General features: G+C 42.7%; 20 protein-coding genes and 1 tRNA gene. 1 reads left to right on the plus strand and 20 read right to left on the minus strand.

Going from position 1 to position 18,340, the window contains the following annotated elements; translation table 11 throughout:
• Window positions 1–71: 71 nt before the first annotated feature.
• The 11 genes from F8N35_RS04025 to pyrB all read right to left on the minus strand — a co-directional run bounded on the left by F8N35_RS04025 (window position 72) and on the right by pyrB (window position 11,664).
• Entirely contained in the window at window positions 72–1,391 is a 1,320-nt protein-coding gene (locus F8N35_RS04025; RefSeq protein ID WP_293050066.1) for a TldD/PmbA family protein, read from the minus strand.
• Between the two features lie 119 nt (window positions 1,392–1,510).
• The gene (locus F8N35_RS04030; protein ID WP_293050067.1) at window positions 1,511–3,031 is read right to left on the minus strand and encodes a metallopeptidase TldD-related protein; all 1,521 of its coding nucleotides are present in this window, start codon (window positions 3,029–3,031) and stop codon (window positions 1,511–1,513) included.
• Between the two features lie 110 nt (window positions 3,032–3,141).
• Entirely contained in the window at window positions 3,142–4,359 is a 1,218-nt protein-coding gene (locus tag F8N35_RS04035) for an S-adenosylmethionine:tRNA ribosyltransferase-isomerase (protein WP_293050068.1), read from the minus strand.
• Between the two features lie 8 nt (window positions 4,360–4,367).
• A complete protein-coding gene (locus F8N35_RS04040; protein ID WP_293050069.1) occupies window positions 4,368–4,799 on the minus strand; it encodes a thioredoxin family protein in 432 nt (143 codons plus the stop codon).
• 39 nt (window positions 4,800–4,838) lie between these two features.
• Window positions 4,839–5,963 carry a DNA polymerase III subunit beta gene (dnaN, locus tag F8N35_RS04045; protein ID WP_293050070.1) on the minus strand — a complete coding sequence of 375 codons (1,125 nt, stop codon included), beginning with the start codon at window positions 5,961–5,963 and terminating at the stop codon, window positions 4,839–4,841.
• 452 nt (window positions 5,964–6,415) lie between these two features.
• Window positions 6,416–7,501: a peptide chain release factor 1 gene (prfA, locus tag F8N35_RS04050; RefSeq protein ID WP_293050071.1), complete on the minus strand. Its 1,086-nt coding sequence runs from the start codon at window positions 7,499–7,501 to the stop codon at window positions 6,416–6,418.
• Between the two features lie 54 nt (window positions 7,502–7,555).
• Window positions 7,556–8,983, minus strand: coding sequence for a glycosyltransferase family 39 protein (locus F8N35_RS04055; protein WP_293050072.1), 1,428 nt, complete (start codon window positions 8,981–8,983; stop codon window positions 7,556–7,558).
• 62 nt (window positions 8,984–9,045) lie between these two features.
• Window positions 9,046–9,621, minus strand: coding sequence for a flavin reductase family protein (locus F8N35_RS04060; RefSeq protein ID WP_293050073.1), 576 nt, complete (start codon window positions 9,619–9,621; stop codon window positions 9,046–9,048).
• A gap of 5 nt (window positions 9,622–9,626) precedes the next feature.
• A complete protein-coding gene (gene pyrI, locus F8N35_RS04065) occupies window positions 9,627–10,094 on the minus strand; it encodes an aspartate carbamoyltransferase regulatory subunit (RefSeq protein ID WP_293050074.1) in 468 nt (155 codons plus the stop codon).
• A gap of 8 nt (window positions 10,095–10,102) precedes the next feature.
• On the minus strand, window positions 10,103–10,717 hold the full coding sequence (locus F8N35_RS04070; RefSeq protein WP_293050075.1) for a hypothetical protein: 615 nt from the start codon (window positions 10,715–10,717) through the stop codon (window positions 10,103–10,105).
• Between the two features lie 41 nt (window positions 10,718–10,758).
• The gene (pyrB, locus tag F8N35_RS04075; RefSeq protein WP_293050076.1) at window positions 10,759–11,664 is read right to left on the minus strand and encodes an aspartate carbamoyltransferase; all 906 of its coding nucleotides are present in this window, start codon (window positions 11,662–11,664) and stop codon (window positions 10,759–10,761) included.
• Window positions 11,665–11,909: 245 nt separating this feature from the next.
• On the opposite strand from pyrB, the gene F8N35_RS04080 reads away from it, so the two are divergent.
• Entirely contained in the window at window positions 11,910–12,434 is a 525-nt protein-coding gene (locus F8N35_RS04080) for a shikimate kinase (protein WP_293050077.1), read from the plus strand.
• A 12-nt stretch (window positions 12,435–12,446) separates the two neighbouring features.
• Here F8N35_RS04080 and aroB read toward each other — a convergent pair whose 3' ends face one another.
• The 9 genes from aroB to F8N35_RS04125 form a co-directional block, all read right to left on the minus strand.
• Entirely contained in the window at window positions 12,447–13,505 is a 1,059-nt protein-coding gene (aroB, locus tag F8N35_RS04085; protein WP_293050078.1) for a 3-dehydroquinate synthase, read from the minus strand.
• Window positions 13,506–13,600: 95 nt separating this feature from the next.
• Window positions 13,601–13,677, minus strand: a tRNA-Pro gene (locus F8N35_RS04090).
• A 78-nt stretch (window positions 13,678–13,755) separates the two neighbouring features.
• Window positions 13,756–14,133 carry a preprotein translocase subunit SecG gene (gene secG, locus F8N35_RS04095; protein WP_293050079.1) on the minus strand — a complete coding sequence of 126 codons (378 nt, stop codon included), beginning with the start codon at window positions 14,131–14,133 and terminating at the stop codon, window positions 13,756–13,758.
• Between the two features lie 4 nt (window positions 14,134–14,137).
• Window positions 14,138–14,773 (minus strand): hypothetical protein, encoded by a 636-nt coding sequence (locus F8N35_RS04100; RefSeq protein WP_293050080.1) that lies wholly within the window; start codon window positions 14,771–14,773, stop codon window positions 14,138–14,140.
• 13 nt (window positions 14,774–14,786) lie between these two features.
• Window positions 14,787–15,329, minus strand: coding sequence for an LptE family protein (locus F8N35_RS04105; protein ID WP_293050081.1), 543 nt, complete (start codon window positions 15,327–15,329; stop codon window positions 14,787–14,789).
• A 9-nt stretch (window positions 15,330–15,338) separates the two neighbouring features.
• The gene (gene def / locus F8N35_RS04110; RefSeq protein WP_293050082.1) at window positions 15,339–15,893 is read right to left on the minus strand and encodes a peptide deformylase; all 555 of its coding nucleotides are present in this window, start codon (window positions 15,891–15,893) and stop codon (window positions 15,339–15,341) included.
• A gap of 28 nt (window positions 15,894–15,921) precedes the next feature.
• A complete protein-coding gene (ruvX, locus tag F8N35_RS04115; protein ID WP_293050083.1) occupies window positions 15,922–16,341 on the minus strand; it encodes a Holliday junction resolvase RuvX in 420 nt (139 codons plus the stop codon).
• An 84-nt stretch (window positions 16,342–16,425) separates the two neighbouring features.
• On the minus strand, window positions 16,426–17,160 hold the full coding sequence (gene bla, locus F8N35_RS04120; protein ID WP_293050107.1) for a subclass B1 metallo-beta-lactamase: 735 nt from the start codon (window positions 17,158–17,160) through the stop codon (window positions 16,426–16,428).
• Between the two features lie 249 nt (window positions 17,161–17,409).
• The gene (locus F8N35_RS04125; protein ID WP_293050084.1) at window positions 17,410–18,330 is read right to left on the minus strand and encodes a TIGR01777 family oxidoreductase; all 921 of its coding nucleotides are present in this window, start codon (window positions 18,328–18,330) and stop codon (window positions 17,410–17,412) included.
• Window positions 18,331–18,340 lie beyond the last annotated feature (10 nt).

The following is an 18,340-nucleotide window of genomic DNA, read 5'->3' on the forward strand; positions in this document are numbered from 1 at the left end:
AAAGGATAAAAGAAACGGGACAATTTTCTTTACGAAAAAAGCCCCGCTTATTTGAAATAGTGCGTTAATCCTTACAATCCGCTAAAGTCGACAGCGTCGAACAAGAGTGACGGTAATTGCCATGACGAAGATTTCAATGCATCGTTGCCAATTTCGGCAAGGTTACTCCACATGCCAAGCATATTACCCGTTATATTCATTTCTGAAATGGGTTGTTTCAGTTCTCCGTTTTCTACAAGGAACCCTTCAATGCCATATGAGAAATTACCGGTTGAGCTGTTGCAGTTGCCTCCGTTGAATCCTGTAACAAAAATGCCTTTTGTCATTTTGCCGATTAATTCCTGCTGGCTATAATTACCATTGTCAAAGTACAGGAGAGATGGCGACCTCGTTGTAGGTGCTACATTCAGTTTGTTGGCAATATAAGAGTCGATATAGTAGGTTTTCAAAACGCCATTTTCAAACACATTGCGTTTTTTTGTGGCTATACCTTCACGATCGAAACATTTTGCACCCAGCGATTTTGGTATCAACGGGTTGTCAATCAACGTCATTTTATCGGACACTACTTTTTGCCCCATTTTATCGAGCAAAAAGGAGTTTTTTTGTTGAATGGAAGCACCGTTTATAGCAGAAAGAATTGGGGAGATAATGGTTCTGACGGCAGTGTTTTCGACCAGCATCTGGAATTTGCCCGATTGTATCTTTTTCTGTCCGATTTTTCGTAGAGCACGTTCAAGCGCTTTTTTGCCGACACCTTGTTTTTGCAAATCTGCCCATGTCAGTGTTTCGTCATACCAATACGATTCGGGACGGGCGTCACCTTCTGCTTTTACGGAGGCGCTTACAGAAACTCCGAAAGATGAAGTGGCGCTTTCTCCTTCAAAACCATTGCTCGCTACAATGTAGGCAAAGCTTTCGTTGTCCCCATATCCTGATGATACAGAGATGAGACGCGAATCCTGACCGTAGATTTCAGCAGCAGCAGATTTCGCTAATTTGAGTTTTTCGTCGGCAGAAATTGACCCGAAATTCGGATCGTACAGTGCTAATGAAGCTTCGCTGCCTGAAAAATAGAGAGAAGGGTCGGGGAGTTTGCGTGCTGGATCTTCAGCAAGAAACCGTACCGATGTAATGCCATCAGAGATGAATTTTTCAAGTCCCCGACGTTCCATCCGGTTGGTTGATATTGAACCATAACGGCCGTCAACAAACAGGTATATCACCATTTGATTCTCAGTGGCCTGTTGGAGTTTGTCCAGCTGAGTATCCCGAACTTCGAATGAGGTTTCCGAGCCTGAATATATGCCGACACGGCACTGTTGGCATCCTTTTTTTAATGCATATTGCATTGCCCAACGTGCCAGTTCTTTTTGTTCTTTCGTTATCATAAATCCAATAAATGATTATTTGGAGAAAGAGTTATTGGTACAAGAATAACAAGTAAACGAATCACCTGTTAATCTGAAATCTTCGATTTTAAATAATGCGTTTAACGTTGAAGGTTCTGCTATTCCCCTCCAACCGTTAATTTCGAAACTAATACGGATGGCATTCCGCAGGTGACAGGACAGCTTTGTCCGTCTTTGCCACAAGTCCAGGTGCCGTTGTCCATTTTATAGTTGTTGGCTACCATGGTGATGTCAGCCAGCGCTTTGGGACCATTGCCAATAATATTGATATCTTTTATCGGGTGCGATAGTTTCCCGTTCTCGATCAAACGTCCCGATTTTACAAAGAAAGTAAAGTCGCCGGCTCCAATCTGAACCTGTCCGTTCGTGAAATTGTCAACATAGATTCCGTTTTTTACGGATGCTATCAGATCTTCTTCATGTGCGGATCCATTTTCCATATACGTTGCCCGCATTCGGGGTATAGGGGTGAAACGGAACGATTGACGGCGTCCATTGCCGGTTGGAGCAACACCATAATGTTTTGCGCTTATCCGGTCGTGGAGATAACTGTTCAGGATTCCGTCTTTGATAATATACGTTTTCTGACCCAAAACTCCTTCATCGTCCATGTTTACAGAACCACGGTTGAATGGAATAGTTCCGTCGTCAAGTACCGAAATAGAAGAATCGCACACTTTTTTGCCTAATTTATCGGAGAAAATAGAAGTGTTTTTGCGGTTGAAGTCGGCCTCAAAAGCGTGTCCGATAGCTTCATGCAGTAGAATGCCAGAACCTCCGGCTCCCATCACTACCGGCATTTCGCCTCCTTTGGGTTTAATTGCTTCAAACATCAGAGCTGTCTGCTTTACGGCCTCCTGTGAAATGGTTTCAACAAGATCGTCAGTGAGGAACTCCGCACCCATTCTGAAAGAACGGGCAGAACGTCCATTTTCGATTTGCCCGTTTTGCTCCATAATGCAGGTTGCACCTAATGTTCCCATCGGGCGATAGTCGTGCATCATCACGCCATCAGAATTGAAAAACAAGATATAAGAAGTGGTGTCGGTTTGCGAAACGATAACTCTTGAAACTCTTTTGTCAAGACTGAAAATGCGATCGTTGATTTTTTGAAGAAATGGCTTTTTGAGTTTTACACCGGTCTCTTCCCACGATGAAATAACGCTGTAATAATTCTTTTTCAACGTGAATTCTTTAATAACATTCGCTTTGACACCTGCCATTCCGTTGGCAATTTTAGCCGCAGTTCGTGCTGCTTTAATCATGTCAAGTAAAGTTACGTTTTCGGTATAAGCATATCCGGTTTGATCTCCTTTTATAACCCGGATTCCAACTCCAAAGTCAATGTTTGAAGAGGTTGAATTTACGTTGCCATCCCGAAGAACAAGCATGTTGTCAAGGGTATGTTCAAAGAAAATGTCAGCATAATCTCCGCCATTTTCCAAAGCAATTGCCATGATTTTCCGCAAGTCGCTTTCGGTTACTTTGAAATGATCAAGCACCCATTGTAGCGTAAGTGCTTTAGGAGAAAACGATTCCAGGATGGCTGCACCTGGGATTAGTGCTGCACCAGCCAACATTCCTCCGGTCTTTAAAAATTCTCTTCTGCTACAGCTCATATTGATGTATGTGTATGATTTTTATTAAGATAATTCGTTGCAGGCTGCAACTAAAATACTATGCAATATTAGTTATAAAATCTGAGACGCAATAAATTAATCAGATGTTTTTATGGCAAGAGCAACGAACTGTCGCCATAACTCAGAAAACGGAATTCGTTGTCGAAGGCATAGTTGTAAATTTTCTTCCAGTCTGCTCCGACAAAGGCCGAGATTAAAAGCAATAACGTGCTTTTGGGTTGGTGGAAATTGGTAATCATTCCACTTATCAGACGGAATTTATACCCCGGGGCTATAATGATCTGCGTGGCAGCATTCAAATTCTGAAGCTGGTGCGCATTCATATAGTCAATCAGAGCTGATAAAGCTTCTTCCGTTGGTGGGTACAGTGCGGTACTATTATAGGGTTCCCATTGTTTTACCTGAAATTGAAAAGTTTCAGGCGACAAAACCAGTTGTCTTCCGAGAAAGTAAAGGCTTTCGAGCGTACGTACAGAAGTAGTACCAACGGCGATAATCGATCCCAGATTACGAATAAGCTCCTCAAGAGTGTCTTTCGTCACGGAAATCATCTCGGAATGCATGGTGTGGTCACCAATCGATTTTGATTTGACCGGCTGGAATGTGCCGGCACCAACATGGAGGGTTACTTCAGTGGAGCGAATCGCATGTTTTTCGAGATCTTCCAAAACGGAATCCGTAAAGTGTAGTCCCGCCGTAGGAGCCGCAACCGATCCTTCTACCTTGGCATATACAGTTTGATATGTTTCTTTATCCGATTCTTCTGTCTCCCGATTAAGATATGGCGGAATGGGCAACTCACCAACGTCTTCAAGAATATCGGCAAATGTCAGTGCAGATGAATTCCATGAGAACCGTACGGTATGCGACAAACCACTCGAATCGATACGTTCTGCGGTTAACGTCACAGAGGTTCCATCAACTTCAAACCGACGGGTTAGAATGCCTTCTTTCCATTTCTTCAGGTTGCCTATCATGCATGTCCATTCGCATTGTTCCCTTTGTTGAAAGGCTACCGCGTAATCGGAGGGTGAATGGGGTTCGAGGCAAAATACCTCAATTCGGGCACCGGTCTCTTTAAAAAACAACACACGGGCCTGTACAACCCGCGTGTTATTCCGTACTAAAAGTGTTTTTTCAGGCAAATAATCAACAAGGTTTCTGAACCGTGATTCTGATATATTGCCTTTATTGTATATCAATAATTTTGATGCATCTCTTTCTGCTAAGGGGAATTTTGCTATTCGTTCGTCTGGTAGCAGATAGTTATACTCATCAATATCAATTTGCTGTGGACGTCTGGTCATCAATCCGTTTATTTCTTGATCTGTAATTTTTGTATTGCGGCTTGCTTAAGCTCATCATACGATATGAGGCCTACGGTTTCCGATTTTTGATTTTTCGTGTTTATAAAAATCAACGTAGGCATGGCCGGTATGTTCATTTTCTCTGCCAGAGCACGGTCTTTGTCAACATCTACCCTATAAATAATCAGTTTACCGGCATATTCTTTTTGTAGTCGTTCAATAGAAGGCGACAGTTCTTTGCAAGGTCTGCACCAAGTTGCAAAGAAGTCAATTATGACAGGCAAATGTGACTGCAACTTTACCGCAGGGCTTTTTGAATAATCCCAAACAAGCTTCCGAAATTCGGTGTCGGAGATTTGTTTCACTGTCGAAGTTTGCGCAACTAATGCAGGAACAACCAAAAAACACAGGGCAATTATTGTAAGAATTTGTTTTCTCATAGAAAATGAATAGTAACTCTGTTTATTCTCGGGTATGACTTAGCTGTTGAGCAACATTGGCATCAAAAGCATCAACACGTTTTCGTTTTCTCCCTGATCGAAAGGAAGGAACAAGCCTGCGCGGGAAGGCTCTGATAATTCGATAGTCACTTCTGTCGCAGAAAGGTTGTTCAGGATGTCAATGAGGAAAGAAGATTTGAATCCGATTTCAATTTTATCACCCTCAAATTGACAAGCAATGGTTTCTTCTGCTGAAATGGAGAAGTCGATATCCTGAGCTGAAATATTAATCTGGTTGCTGGCAATGTGTAATTTTACAAGGCTGGTTCCCTGATTGGAGAATACGGATACACGTTTTACAGCATTAAGCAACGTTGTGCGGTCTGCAATTACCCGAATTGGGTTATTTACCGGAATTACACCAGAGTAGTTCGGGTAGCGACCTTCGATTTGACGGGCAAATAATGTATAGTTCTGCAACTTAAAGCAAATATTTTTTTCATCAAAGCTAACAGCAACATCACCTGTCTCTTTCGGAAGAATGTTTTTCAACAAACCGGCAGCTTTCTTTGCAAGAATAAAAGAAAAGTTGGCTGAACCTTCCGGCGATTCTGTTTGGAAGCGAACCAGTTTATGAGCATCTGTAGCCACGATGGTGGTGTGTTCTGCTGTAATATCAAAGAAAATACCGTTCATTACCGGGCGTAATTCATCGTCGGCAGTTGCAAAAAATGTGGTTTGAATACCATTGCTTAACACCGAAGCATCGATTGAGAAAGTGTTTGTGCTTTCAGACAGTGATGGGATGCGTGGATATTCATCTCCTTTTTGACCGATGAAATTGTATGTCCCGTTATCAGATGAAATTACAAGAGCCAGGTTCTCATCGTCAATATCGAAAGTAAGAGGTTGTTCTGAGAACTCGCGTAAAGTATCCAGCAGTAACTTGGCTGTAATAGCCACACTTCCTTCACCATCAACGTCAACAACTTCCATAGAGGTGATCATGGTTGTTTCCAGGTCTGAAGCTGTTAATGTCAGAGTGGTACCTTCCAGTTTGAATAAAAAGTTATCGAGGATAGCCAACGTGTTTTTGCTGTTGATCACGCGGCTGATAGCCTGTAAATGGCTTAAAAGGGCTGTGCTTGAGGCTACAAATTTCATACTGTAATAATTTTTTTCGTTTAAGGGAGTATGGAACTTTATGTTACAGGATTCTCATCTTCTTGGATGTTCCTGAGAAACATATTCGTTTCATTTGTTTATAAGTTAATTTTTAGACCAATAGCATGCAGGAGTTAATCCGTCGTTGTAAAACAGTTGCTATTCTGAATTACAGGTATTGCTCCGGCTTATAGCTTTTGTGTTTATATCAGATTACAAAAACACCCCATTTACGGGGAGTTAGGGTTGCATTGTAAAAATAACAAGTATATTTTTTTGCAACAGACAAAGTTAAGATTTCAATTCAATACCTCCAAATGATTTTTTCAACAAATATTTAGAGCGAGAATGATAGCATGAGTTTCAATTATGAAATCCAAAATACAAGGTCTTTAAAGCAAAAAAGCAGTAGCCAAACGACTACTGCTATGGGAAAGGCGTGACCTTTATTTTTATAATTCCGATTCTTTCAATCGCTCTGCATTTTCCGCTACAATCAGTTTGTCGATGATGGGTTGCAGTTCGCCATCCATAATGGTGGGCAGGTTGTAGAGTGTCAGGTCGATGCGATGATCTGTGACACGGCTTTGCGGGTAGTTGTATGTCCGGATTTTGGCCGAACGGTCGCCGGTAGATACCATCGTTTTACGTTTGGACGCAATCTCGTCAAGGTATTTTTGGTATTCCATGTTGTAGATACGGCTACGGAGTTCCACCATGGCTTTGGCTTTGTTCTTTAGCTGCGATTTTTCGTCCTGGCACTGAACGGTGATTCCTGTCGGTAAGTGAACCAAACGGATAGCGGAGTAGGTGGTGTTTACCGACTGACCTCCGTGTCCGGAGGCGCAAAAAATATCGACACGGATATCCGATTCTTTCACTTCAACATCAAATTCTTCTGCTTCCGGAAGTACGGCAACGGTTGCCGCCGAGGTGTGTACACGACCCTGGGTTTCGGTGGCTGGTACGCGTTGAACGCGGTGAACACCCGATTCATATTTCAGAGTTCCATAAACATTTTCACCGGATACTTCCATCACAATTTCTTTGTAACCTCCGGATGTCCCTTCGCTGAAACTGGTAACCTGTGTTTTCCAACCTTTGGTCTCGCAATATTTGGAGTACATGCGCCAGAGGTCACCGGCAAAGATAGATGCTTCGTCGCCTCCGGTACCAGCACGTATTTCGAGAATGGCATTTTTGCTGTCCTGTGGATCGTTTGGAACCAACATCAGTTTGATCTCTTCCTCCATTTGGGGCAGGCGGTTTTGAATATCATCAATTTCAGCTTTGGCCATTTCCCTCATTTCGGGATCCGATTCGGTATCGAGCAGCGTTTTGGCTTCATTCAGGTGGTCAAGTGCGAGTTTATATTCGTTGCGGGCAGCCACAATTTTCTCCAGATCGTGATACTCTTTGTTGAGTTTTACGAACCGTTTCATATCGGCTATCACTGCCGGGTCGGTAATAAGCGTGGAAACTTCTTCGAAACGACCGGATAAACCTTCCAGTCGGGATAGTAGTGTATTGTGATCCATGTCTGTTATTTTTCGGACGGCAAAGTTACGATTTTTAACCGTATCTGCCTACTGTCAGGAAAGACCTCGCCCGGCAAGTTTAAACCAGTTCCATCCGATAACGACAAGCACAATGAAAAATACATAAGCAGAGAACCACTTTTTCTCTTTTTTGCCGATACGTGTCATTCCGAATGCGGCCATTGCCAGAAGAAAAGGCATGGCCGGCAGGTGAAACCGTTCGGAAACGGCAAAATTGCTTTTTGCAATGGCCAGCAGGTAGGCAACAAAAAACGAAATAAGGAAGAGGTGTTCTCTCCATTCTTTCCGTCGGATAAGAATAATCATAGCCACAATGACGAAAAAACTGAAAATGTTTTTCACGAAATATCCCCCGGAAAACATCATCTGGTTTTGTTGTTCTTCGTTTGCCTCCGTAAAAGTGGGAAAGGGAATGGCGATAATCATCGGGGCGAAAACAGCCATCGAACCGTAGCGTGCAAAAGAGTTGCCTCCTTCCTGTACGGAACGGTATTGCATACCGGTAGCCTGATTCGATCCGCTGTATTGGTACAGTATTTCTATCTCTTGGATAATTCGTCCGGAAAGCAGAATTCCTATGCAAAAGAAGACCCATAAAGCAATGATAATGCGTTTTCCCCATCGTTTCATGTTGCGCCCTTTAGAAAACACGAATGCAGTAAAAAGGGCAAACAAGGCGATGACCCCCAAAACGGTTCTGAAGAAAAACAGTACCAATGCCCCCAAAATTGTGAGAGTAATGTTTTGCCAGGTTATTTTAGTGGATCTTAGTAGATTGTCGGCATTGTAGGCGTAAGAGACAACCAGAAAAATCATAAATGTCTCCTTCAGGTGAATACCAGTATAAAAGAAAAAATTGGGAAGAAGCATACACATGATGCCCGTCAAACGGCCTGCTGCTTCGCCAAAATTACGGGTCGTAAATTTGTAAAGCAAGACGGCTGTCCAGGCACCTAAAACAGCATTAATTAAGCGCGGCATTAGTATCGAATCTCCGAAAAACAGATGAACGATAGCTAACCATACAGGATAGCCGGTGTCAGACGCATCGAGCTTGGGATAATTGACGATACCACTCCAGTTTCCGTTTTTGATAAAATCTGCAAATTCTCCCGAAATAGATTGGTAAAAATGAGAGTCGGCAGCAGCAAACTCAAAAGGTTCGCCGTTGAGCCATGTGTATAAAAAATAGGCAACAAAGACCCAGGAGACTCTTAAAATAAGAGTCGTTATAAAGAGTTTTTTTGCGAAACGTTTTTCAGAATAACGTATCCATTGCCGGGAGAGTGATTGTGTGAAGTAAAAAAAGCAGACTGCTTCAATGGTGGCTGAAATCATCCACAGTACGGGCAGCATCTTGTGGAAGAAGAGAAGATTGCAAACAGCTATTGCAATAAAAAAAGCCGCAATTGCCTTGTTGCTGTAATACTTGGAGAGGTAAAAGTTGGTTTCCTGTATCATAAGCGTTTACACAAAGCAATTGCGGTTTAAGATCGGTGATTAGACGGGAGTCTGTAGCGTTACTACTTTTTTTGCACACTCCATCCGAATTTTCCTATTTCTTCACCGAGTTTGTAATAATGACCATGAGAATATGCTATCAGATTGGCCGCCTTCATGTCGAACTGACCTGTTTCTGGAGTGATGAAGCGTTCATCTGCTTGTACGGCTATCACATCGGCTATAAACATGTCGTGCGAGCCAAGTGCCAGTACCTCTTTTACACGACATTCGATGTTGAGCGGAGATTCTTTGATGATAGGAGCATTAATTGCAGAGGCTTTACCCGGGGTAAGCTTCATTTCTTCGAATTTGTTGTAATCCTTGCCCGATCGTACTCCGCACCAGTCGGTAGCAAAAGCCATATCTTCGGTTGTCAGATTCAGAACAAATTCGCCCGTCCGCTTAATGATGGGGTAGGAATGACGTTCGGGACGTACGGAAATATAACACATTGGAGGATTGGTGCAAATTGTTCCCAACCAGCTGATGGTTATAATGTTGTATTCTTCTATAGATTCTCCGCAACTTACCATGATGGCCGGTAAGGGATAAATCATGGTGCCGGGTTTCCAGAGAGTTTTTGCGTGCTCTTCCATATGTTTTACAGAATTTTTACCTCGTCGCCGCTCATTACTCGTTCGCAGTATTGACAACGGAGAGTCAGAGTGTGGTTATCTTCCACATGAAAACGAGTCATCATCGGTTCATGGTTGGTGATACAATTAGGATTGCCACATTTTACGATGTCTTCAAGAACAGACGGTAGTTTTAGCGTCTTTTTTTCAACTACCACATAGTCGCGAATGACGTTCAGTTTGGCATTAGGGGCGATCAGCGCAATTTTATTGATGTCTTTGTCCGAAAAGAACTTATCAGATACTTTAATGATGCCTTTTGTACCCAGTTCCTGACTTTCAAGATTATTACCAACCGTAATCTGATTTGATAATTCCTCTATGTGCAGGATCGATGCAACCTTGAATAGTTTGTCGGAGGGAATACGGTCGATCACTGTGCCGTCTTTGATGGCGGCAACAATTTTCACCTGCTTGTTTTCTGTTTTGCTCATTATTTTGTTTATTGAAGAATCATACCGAGTGTGAATGTGATGGAGTGGCGGTTGAGAGAAAACTGTCCACTTTGATAATTTTCGGTTAGAAGATCATTCCACGGAGTGATGTGTTTAAATTCATATCCAACAGATGCTGTGAAGCATTGTTTACCAGAGAAAAATTTGTAACCGACACCTAGTGTTGTCCATGATCCCGGAGTAAAGGCTTTCCACCATTGAAGACATACCCCAACTTTGGCAAAGGCAAACGGAGTGTTTTTAGCATCATGCAAATAACCTCTGAAATCAAGGTAGGTAGGCAATGAGGTGGATTTTGGTCCGCCATATTGCATTAAACCAACGCCAATACCGGCAGCGTACAATGGTGTGAAGTGATAACCAAAGTTCATAAATGCACTGTACGACATGGGTGTGTAGTTATCGTAAGTGGTTTTGCTTGCACCCGGAATTAAGACCGTTGGGTTATTTGTGTCCAAAAAGCCGTATCCAATCCGTATTTCAGGAATGAAATAGAGGTCTTCGTTTTTATTCGGATCACGATCCTGACGGTTTTGGGTTTGAGCCTGCACAGACACTATTGATAAAATAAAAACTGCAAGTAACAGAATTCTGGATTTCATTTGTTATGTTTTTTGTTAGGTTAAAAGCTTAAATATTAAGTTTACAATAATCCGAGAGAACAGGAAATGACAGCCTGACGAACGTAAAGTCCGTTCTGAGCCTGATCAAAATAGTATGCTTTTTCGCTGTCATCCACATCATAGTCAATTTCGGTGACACGGGGTAGCGGGTGGAGAATACGCAAATTATTGCGGGTGTTTTCGAGCATCTTGCTTTTCAGCGTATAGACATTCTTCACCTTTTCGTATTCCATCAGGTCGGTAAAACGTTCCCTCTGCACGCGGGTCATGTACAAAATGTCGGCTTCGTTGATGTTTTCGTTTAGTTCCTTATGTTCGAAATAAGGGATGTTTTGTTCGTCGCAAAACTGTTTGTATTCATTCGGCATCTTCAATTCATCAGGAGCAATGAAATGAAAAGTTGGTTTGAAATGAGCCATCGCCATAAGCAGCGAGTGTACCGTACGCCCGTATTTCAGGTCACCTACCATGTATATATTCAGGTCGGTGAGGCGTTCCTGCGTTTTGCGGATGGAGTACAAATCCAACAAAGTTTGTGTAGGGTGTTGGTTAGAACCGTCACCGGCATTGATTACCGGCACTTTAGCTACTTCCGAAGCGTAACGTGCGGCTCCTTCGAGCGGATGGCGCATCACGATAAGATCGGCATAGTTACTTACCATCTTAATGGTGTCTTTCAGCGTCTCTCCTTTTGAGGAACTGGAAGTAGATGCATCTGAAAATCCGATAATACGTCCGCCCAGGCGGTTTACGGCAGTTTCAAAACTCAGACGAGTCCGTGTTGAGGGCTCAAAAAAAAGGGTGGCTACCACTTTGCCATCCAAAATGTGTTGGTTGGGATTTTTTTCAAATTCCGCCGCATAGTCCAAAATCCGAAGCATCTCTTCTTTGGAGTAATCGGTAATGGATACTAAACTTTTTTGCATAGATAGGAGTTGTATCGAAATGGCTGGTTGAGTAATGGGTTTGCTTAAAGGGTGTTTGGTGTTTGTCAGACAATTAAGCAAAAAACTCATTAAACTCGTTAGTTGGGCAAATTTACTTCTTTTTTTTAAAAGGCTCTATAAGAGGATGAGAATGTCGCTTTTTTTTGTTTTTTTTGCAGCGAAATAGATATGGTCAGCGCAAACATGTGGGGCATATCTCTGTAACTTTTAATTATTCATTGTTAATGCATCCGATTTTTCTTGTAGGATATATGGGTAGCGGTAAGTCAACTGTCGGAAAAATGCTTTCGGCACGACTTGGCTTACAGCTTATTGATCTCGATACGTTTATTGAAAACCGTTTTCATAAAACCATTGCACAACTTTTTGAAGAGAGAGGTGAAAGCGGATTTCGCGATCTCGAACATGCCATGCTGCAGGAGGTAAGCGGATTTGAAGATACGGTGATTGCGACAGGTGGTGGTGCTGCCTGTTTCCATGATAATATGAAATTGATGAATGAGGCAGGGCTGACTATCTATTTGCGTGCTCCTGTAGAAATTTTGGTGGAGAGGCTTAAATACGGTCGTTCTCAACGTCCTTTGGTGAGTCAGAAAACTGACGCGGAGCTTTATTCATTCATCGACGAGATGTTACAAACCCGCGACCCGTTTTATTCTCAGGCACAAATGATTGTCGATTCGAAAGCGGTGCTCGATTTCAGCTTTGTCGACGATATTGTCAATCGGGTAGAGGAGGAGCGAAAATAATTAACACCCTGCTTAAATTCCCAGGCAATCGGCTAAGAAATCGAATGCTTCAAAAATTTCTTCTTTGGTGGCATGTTGGTTGATGCGGATATCTCCAATGCCGCCCATCAGCGTGAAATTAATTCCTGAACGATCATTCTTTTTGTCGTGAGTCATCAACTCATACAGCGTATCGTAGTTTTTGCAACTGTATTGTACTATTCCGTAGTTCTCTTTCACAAGTTGTACGAGCTGTGAAAGTATGGCAGCAGGGAAGCCCAGCTTTTTCTGAGACAGGTAAATTTCGCAAATCATTCCGAATGCAACGGCGTAACCGTGTAGCAGCGGTTGTTTCGAAGTATAAGAGAAGCTTTCGAAAGCATGACCGAAAGTGTGTCCCAGGTTAAGCGCTTTGCGGATATTCTGTTCAGTTGGATCTTGCGCCACAATAGCTTCTTTGACGGCAATTGAACGTTGCGTTAGTTCGCCGAGAAGATCGTAGTTGATATTGTCGAAATCAAAAGAAACGACCTCGTTCCACTCTTGTTTTGATTTCAATAGCGCATGTTTCAACATTTCTGCATATCCCGACAAGATATTTTTAGTATCCAAAGTGCGGAAAAATTCAGGATAGAGAATTACAGCATCTGCCGACTGTATTACCCCCACTTCATTTTTTAGTCCATTGAAATTGATGCCGGTTTTCCCTCCTACGGCCGCATCTACAGCTCCCAGTAAGCTTGTGGGGACATTGATGTAATGAATGCCCCGTTTGAACGTGGATGCAGCAAAGCCGCCCAAATCTGTAGTCATTCCTCCTCCGATATTGATGAGCATCGATTTGCGGGTAGCTCCGTGCGAAGAAAGGTATTCCCAAACGATCGACAACGAGTTCAGATTTTTGTTCTCGTCACCCGCGGGTATTTCAATGATAGGATAAGCCGCTATACTGTTATCTTTTGCCAGCAGAGGTAGACAAAGACGGTAGGTATTTGTGTCTGCCAAGAGAAATACCGAATCAGGAGAAAGACGTTCTATTTGATTGTTTATTTCCTGTGTCAGGTTGCGGGTAATGATAACTGATTTATCCATGTTGTTGTTTATTTGCGATGTAGGACGTGTCGTTTGATTGTAGTTGAAAATTTATAATAAAAAAGACCTGCAAATGATCTATTTGCAGGTCTTTTTGGTCGGGGTGAGAAGACTCGAACTTCCGACCTCCACGTCCCGAACGTGGCGCGCTAGCCAACTGTGCTACACCCCGATTTTGCGCTGCAAAGGTACAATTTTTATTGCAAAAAAACCAATGCAATTTTGCACTTAGCGCGTAATTTTTTCTTTTTTATTTTGCCGGTTTGGCAGGCTGAGCCGGTTGTTGCTGAGGTTGCGATTGAGGCTTAGCGTTTTCGTTGAAATTCGGGATCTTAGTTTTTGAAGCTTCCTGTTGTTGTGCAGCGCTTGCACCTTCAGTTACATCAGAACCTGCCTGTATAGATTGTTTTTCTACATAACCTGTGGCAACAACGCTCAGTACTACGATTGTAATTGCTAATACCCAGGTTGCTTTTTCAAGGAAGTCTGTGGTTTTACGAACACCCATAATTTGGTTGGAAGATGAAAAACCAGATACTAACCCGCCGCCTTTGGAATTTTGAACCAATACGACAAGTACCATCAAAATGGCTGCCAAAACAATCAAAATAGTTGCTAAAATGTACATATAGCTATGATTTATTAATAGTTGCGATAATTTTTTCTAAATACCGAATTTGGTCTGCAAAGTAAACACTTTTTTCTGGAATATTCAAATGTAAAACGCGTAATATTTTAAGTGCTTTTTCAAAATCCTTGGCTCTAATCAGGCGAATTGCTTCATCTTCCGTGAAAATAAGTTCTTCCTCTACGGGTTTCGTGGGTTCTTCTTCGATTTCCGGTGAAGGAGTAGTTGTCCGGATGGTTGTTGCTGTCGCAGCTTTTTGTTGGCGTGCTTCTTTTAGCTTTTGAGCAAGATTCTTGAGCGACTGAGATTTGTCTGCCGGCTCATTAACTTCTTGCAGGCTGAAGTAATCACCGGGCACATCATTGTAAGAAGCTTTAGAAAGATTTCCCGACTGAGTTTGCGTGTCGGTAACAGGATAAAGCAGAAAGTAGAGCTTTCGTCGGTCAGGGCAATAGATTGCTGTTTTGCGGATTTCGGATTCAAAAAGAACATCGTTGGTGTTGCGAAGTCCTTTTAGTAGTAGCATTCTGCAAACGGCAAAATAGGGGAACTCTTCACAAAGTTTCCTGAGTTCGGCCACCTGTTCCTGATTGAGAGTGTGTGGCTCGTGCATCCATTGAGAAAGCTGTTCTATTGTCATAACGAACGTTTGATTACCATCTTGCCACTGTCTGGTTGTATATCTTTTCGGTAATTTCTTTTACCATCTCATCTGCAAGTGCTTCCTGAACGGCAGTCAGCATCTTTGAACTGTCGAATGTCTGAGAGGCTGAGAGAGTGGTCTCTAGATCATCTTTCGGGTTCTTAGTATTGGTATATTTGAAGCGTACCGTCATTGTTAGCTGTGTTTGTGCAGCCAAGGCATTTGCCTGAATCGATAGCGGAGTCAGTCTGTAGTCGGTAATTTCACCCTCAATTTGCATGTCTCCATTGCGTTTAACCTGCTGCAATTTTGTTCTGCGGTTAAAGAAATCTTTCAGTGCGGTATTGAGTTTCGACGCCAATTGCGGGTAAACCAATGTCGCGTTATTCGGAAAGTCGGCAATGGTGATTGTTTTGGTTTTCGTATAATCAATGGATGATCCGTTGAATTTATACGAAATGGAACATGAGTTCACCAACAGTCCGATGCAGATTACTGCAATGAAACGGAGGTATCCGATTTTTGAGCAAATATGTTTGGATGAATAAGACATATCGTCGCTTTATTTTACAGGCTTAATCTTATAGCTGCATTTTACCGTTCCTTTGCTTATTGCCAACAATTTTCCTTTGATTAACTGGCGGCGGATAGGTGAAATATGATCGATAAACATGTGCCCGTCAATATGATCGTACTCATGTTGAATAACTCTGGCAGTATAACCTTCGTACGATTCGGTATGTTCTGTGAAGTTTTCGTCGTAATAACGAATGGTGATTTTATTACTTCTGGGAACATATTCCTGAATTCCGGGGAGGCTCAGACAGCCTTCTTCCTCTTTGACTTCTTCTCCGCTGCGTTCAAGAATCTCAGCATTGATAAGTACTTTCTTGAAGTCGCGAAGTTCTGTTTTTGTTTCTGAAAGTGGAGCTAAATCAATTACAATCAAACGTATGGAAAGTCCAACCTGAGGCGCAGCCAGACCGATACCTTCTGAATTATAGAGGGTTTCGAACATATTGTCGATTACTTTCTTTAGATCCGGATAGTTGGCGTCAATTGGGTCTGCTACTTTTCTTAAAACAGGCTGGCCGTAAGTGTAAATAGGATAAATCACTTGTCGTTAATGGTTAGCTATTAATAAATCAAAATTGTCTTTTGCTTTCAAGATACGATTGCAAAATGATGGTGGCACTGATTTGATCGACCAACGCTTTGTCCTGACGTGCTTTTTTTTTGAGTCCTCCGTCAAGCATGGCTTTGTGTGCCAAAACGGAAGTGAAACGCTCATCGTACATCTCTATCGTCATTGCAGGAAAACGCTTCTTGAATCCGTTGATAAACGGAGTTATAAATCGCATCGATTCCGATGGTTGGTTGTTCATTTGCTTTGGTAAGCCTACCACCACTATGTCTACCTGCTCTTTCGCAAAATAGTCTGTCAGAAACTCAAATATCTGAGCAACAGGTACTGTTGTCAGTCCATTAGCCGTAATGCGCAGTATATCGGTAACTGCGATTCCGACGCGTTTTTGTCCGTAATCAATGGCGAGTATTCTGCCCATGTCTGTATCTTAAAAACTTCATGCAAAGGTAGTAAAATAGAGTTAGATTGCAACTGTGTGAAAATCGGAATCGTCTGGTAGAGACTATTTGCAGACTACTTCAATGGTGTGTTGAAGCAAATCAAACCCTCCGGCTTCTCCGTGTCCGGGAATCACGATGCGGGCAGATGGAAATTTTGCCATCACCTTTTTGATGGTAGAAGGCCAGGCTTTTATGTCTGCATCCGAGAGATTACCTTTGGTATTAGCCTTCATCTCTTTGACCATGCAGCCGGCAAACAATATCTTTTCGGAAGGAATCCATACCACGATATTGTCTGTGGAATGGCCTTTGCCCGGATAATAACATTCTATCCATTTGTTGCCAAGATGCAGAATCAGCGAATCTTTGAATCCTTTCTCCGGAACAGGAAGGTGATGTTGCCTGGCAAGAGCGATGGTCATCCGGTTGGCGTATGACGGGATATGACGCGTTTTGAGGTAGCCAAGTCCTCCCATACAGTCCTCATGCCAATGGTTGGGTACGAATCCGACAAATCTGACATGTAGCGAATCTTCCACCCATTTTATCAATTGTTTTGTTTGGGTGTTGTTGGCCGGAGTATCGAAAAGGAATGCTTTGCCTTTTTCTATAAAGATCAACCCGTTAGAGGAAACCAGCCCGAATGAGCCCATGGGTGCCCTTGATACGTGAATATAGGCATTGGGCGAAAGCCGGATTAGATCGATGTCGTCGGATATTTTGATTTTAACTGTTGCGTTTTGCCCTGTTACCGGACTGTGCAACAGGATAAGAACAAACAGTACAATTGATTTAATTTTCATTAGACATTATGTTGTTTAATTTATTTCTTATTTTTAGTCTTTGACCTCTCCCCAACCCCTCTCCCAAAGAGAGGGGCTTTACATCTGTATTAATGAGCTTTGTCTTATATCTTTACTGTCTTGTTCCTCCTCTCCTTGGGAGAGTAGGTTAGGTCAGACGATAAATATCTGACTCCGACACGAAGTCGTCGTGAGAGGAGAGGTCCGAATAAAACATTAATAATCAATTTGATTTAATGTTCATTATAACCGGATTTCTTTTTGAAATAAATCAGTAAGTGCATTTTGCAGGTTTGCGAAACGGAACTGAAAGCCTGACTCAATGAGCTTTTCGGACGAAACACGGCTGCCGGTTAATAACATTTCGGACATTGGACCCAAAGCTAATTTGAGCACGGTGGATGGTATTTTCGGAAGACGGATTTTTTTGTGCAGCACCTGGGCAATGGCTTCCATTAGCTGTCGGTTGGTTGCGTGCTCCGGAGCGATGGCATTATAAGCACCTTGCATGGTTGTATCTTCAATGGCTTTCAGATAAATGTGGCACAAATCATCGATATGTATCCATGGCATATATTGATTGCCTGTCCCTAAAGGAGCACCAAGACCGAGTGCTATCGGTTTTTTAATTTTTTCGAGAGCTCCTCCCGTCGAGGTTAGGGCAATTCCGGTTCTGATTTTGACGGTTCTGATGCCTAGTTCGCCGATTCTGTCCACTTCGCTTTCCCACTGGCGACAGGTATGACCCAAAAAGTCGTTTGCCGCCGGATCGGTTTCGGTAAAGATATGTTGCGATGTGATGGCTCCGTAATATCCTATGGCTGACGCCGAAATAAAGGCTGCGGGTTTGTGTGTACTTTTCGAAATGGCATCAAAAAGAAGCTGTGTTGGCAGAATCCGGCTGGAGATAATCTCTTTTTTGCGTTCTTCCGTCCATCGTTTTGCCCCGATATTTTCTCCGGCAAGATGGATGATATAGTCGGCAGAAGTGATGGCTTTCGGGTCGATAATCTGCTTGTCGATGTCCCAAAAGTAGACCGGAAATTCTTCCGAATGCTTGCCCGAACGGCTCAGCAGGGCAACCGTGTAGCCCTTTTCTTTGAGAAACCGCGAAAGATAATTGCCGATAAGGCCAGTGCCACCGGTAATGAGGATTGTTGCCATAGTAATAAGG

This window comes from Paludibacter sp., assembly GCF_009712605.1.
Taxonomy (GTDB): Bacteria; Bacteroidota; Bacteroidia; order Bacteroidales; family Paludibacteraceae; genus Microbacter.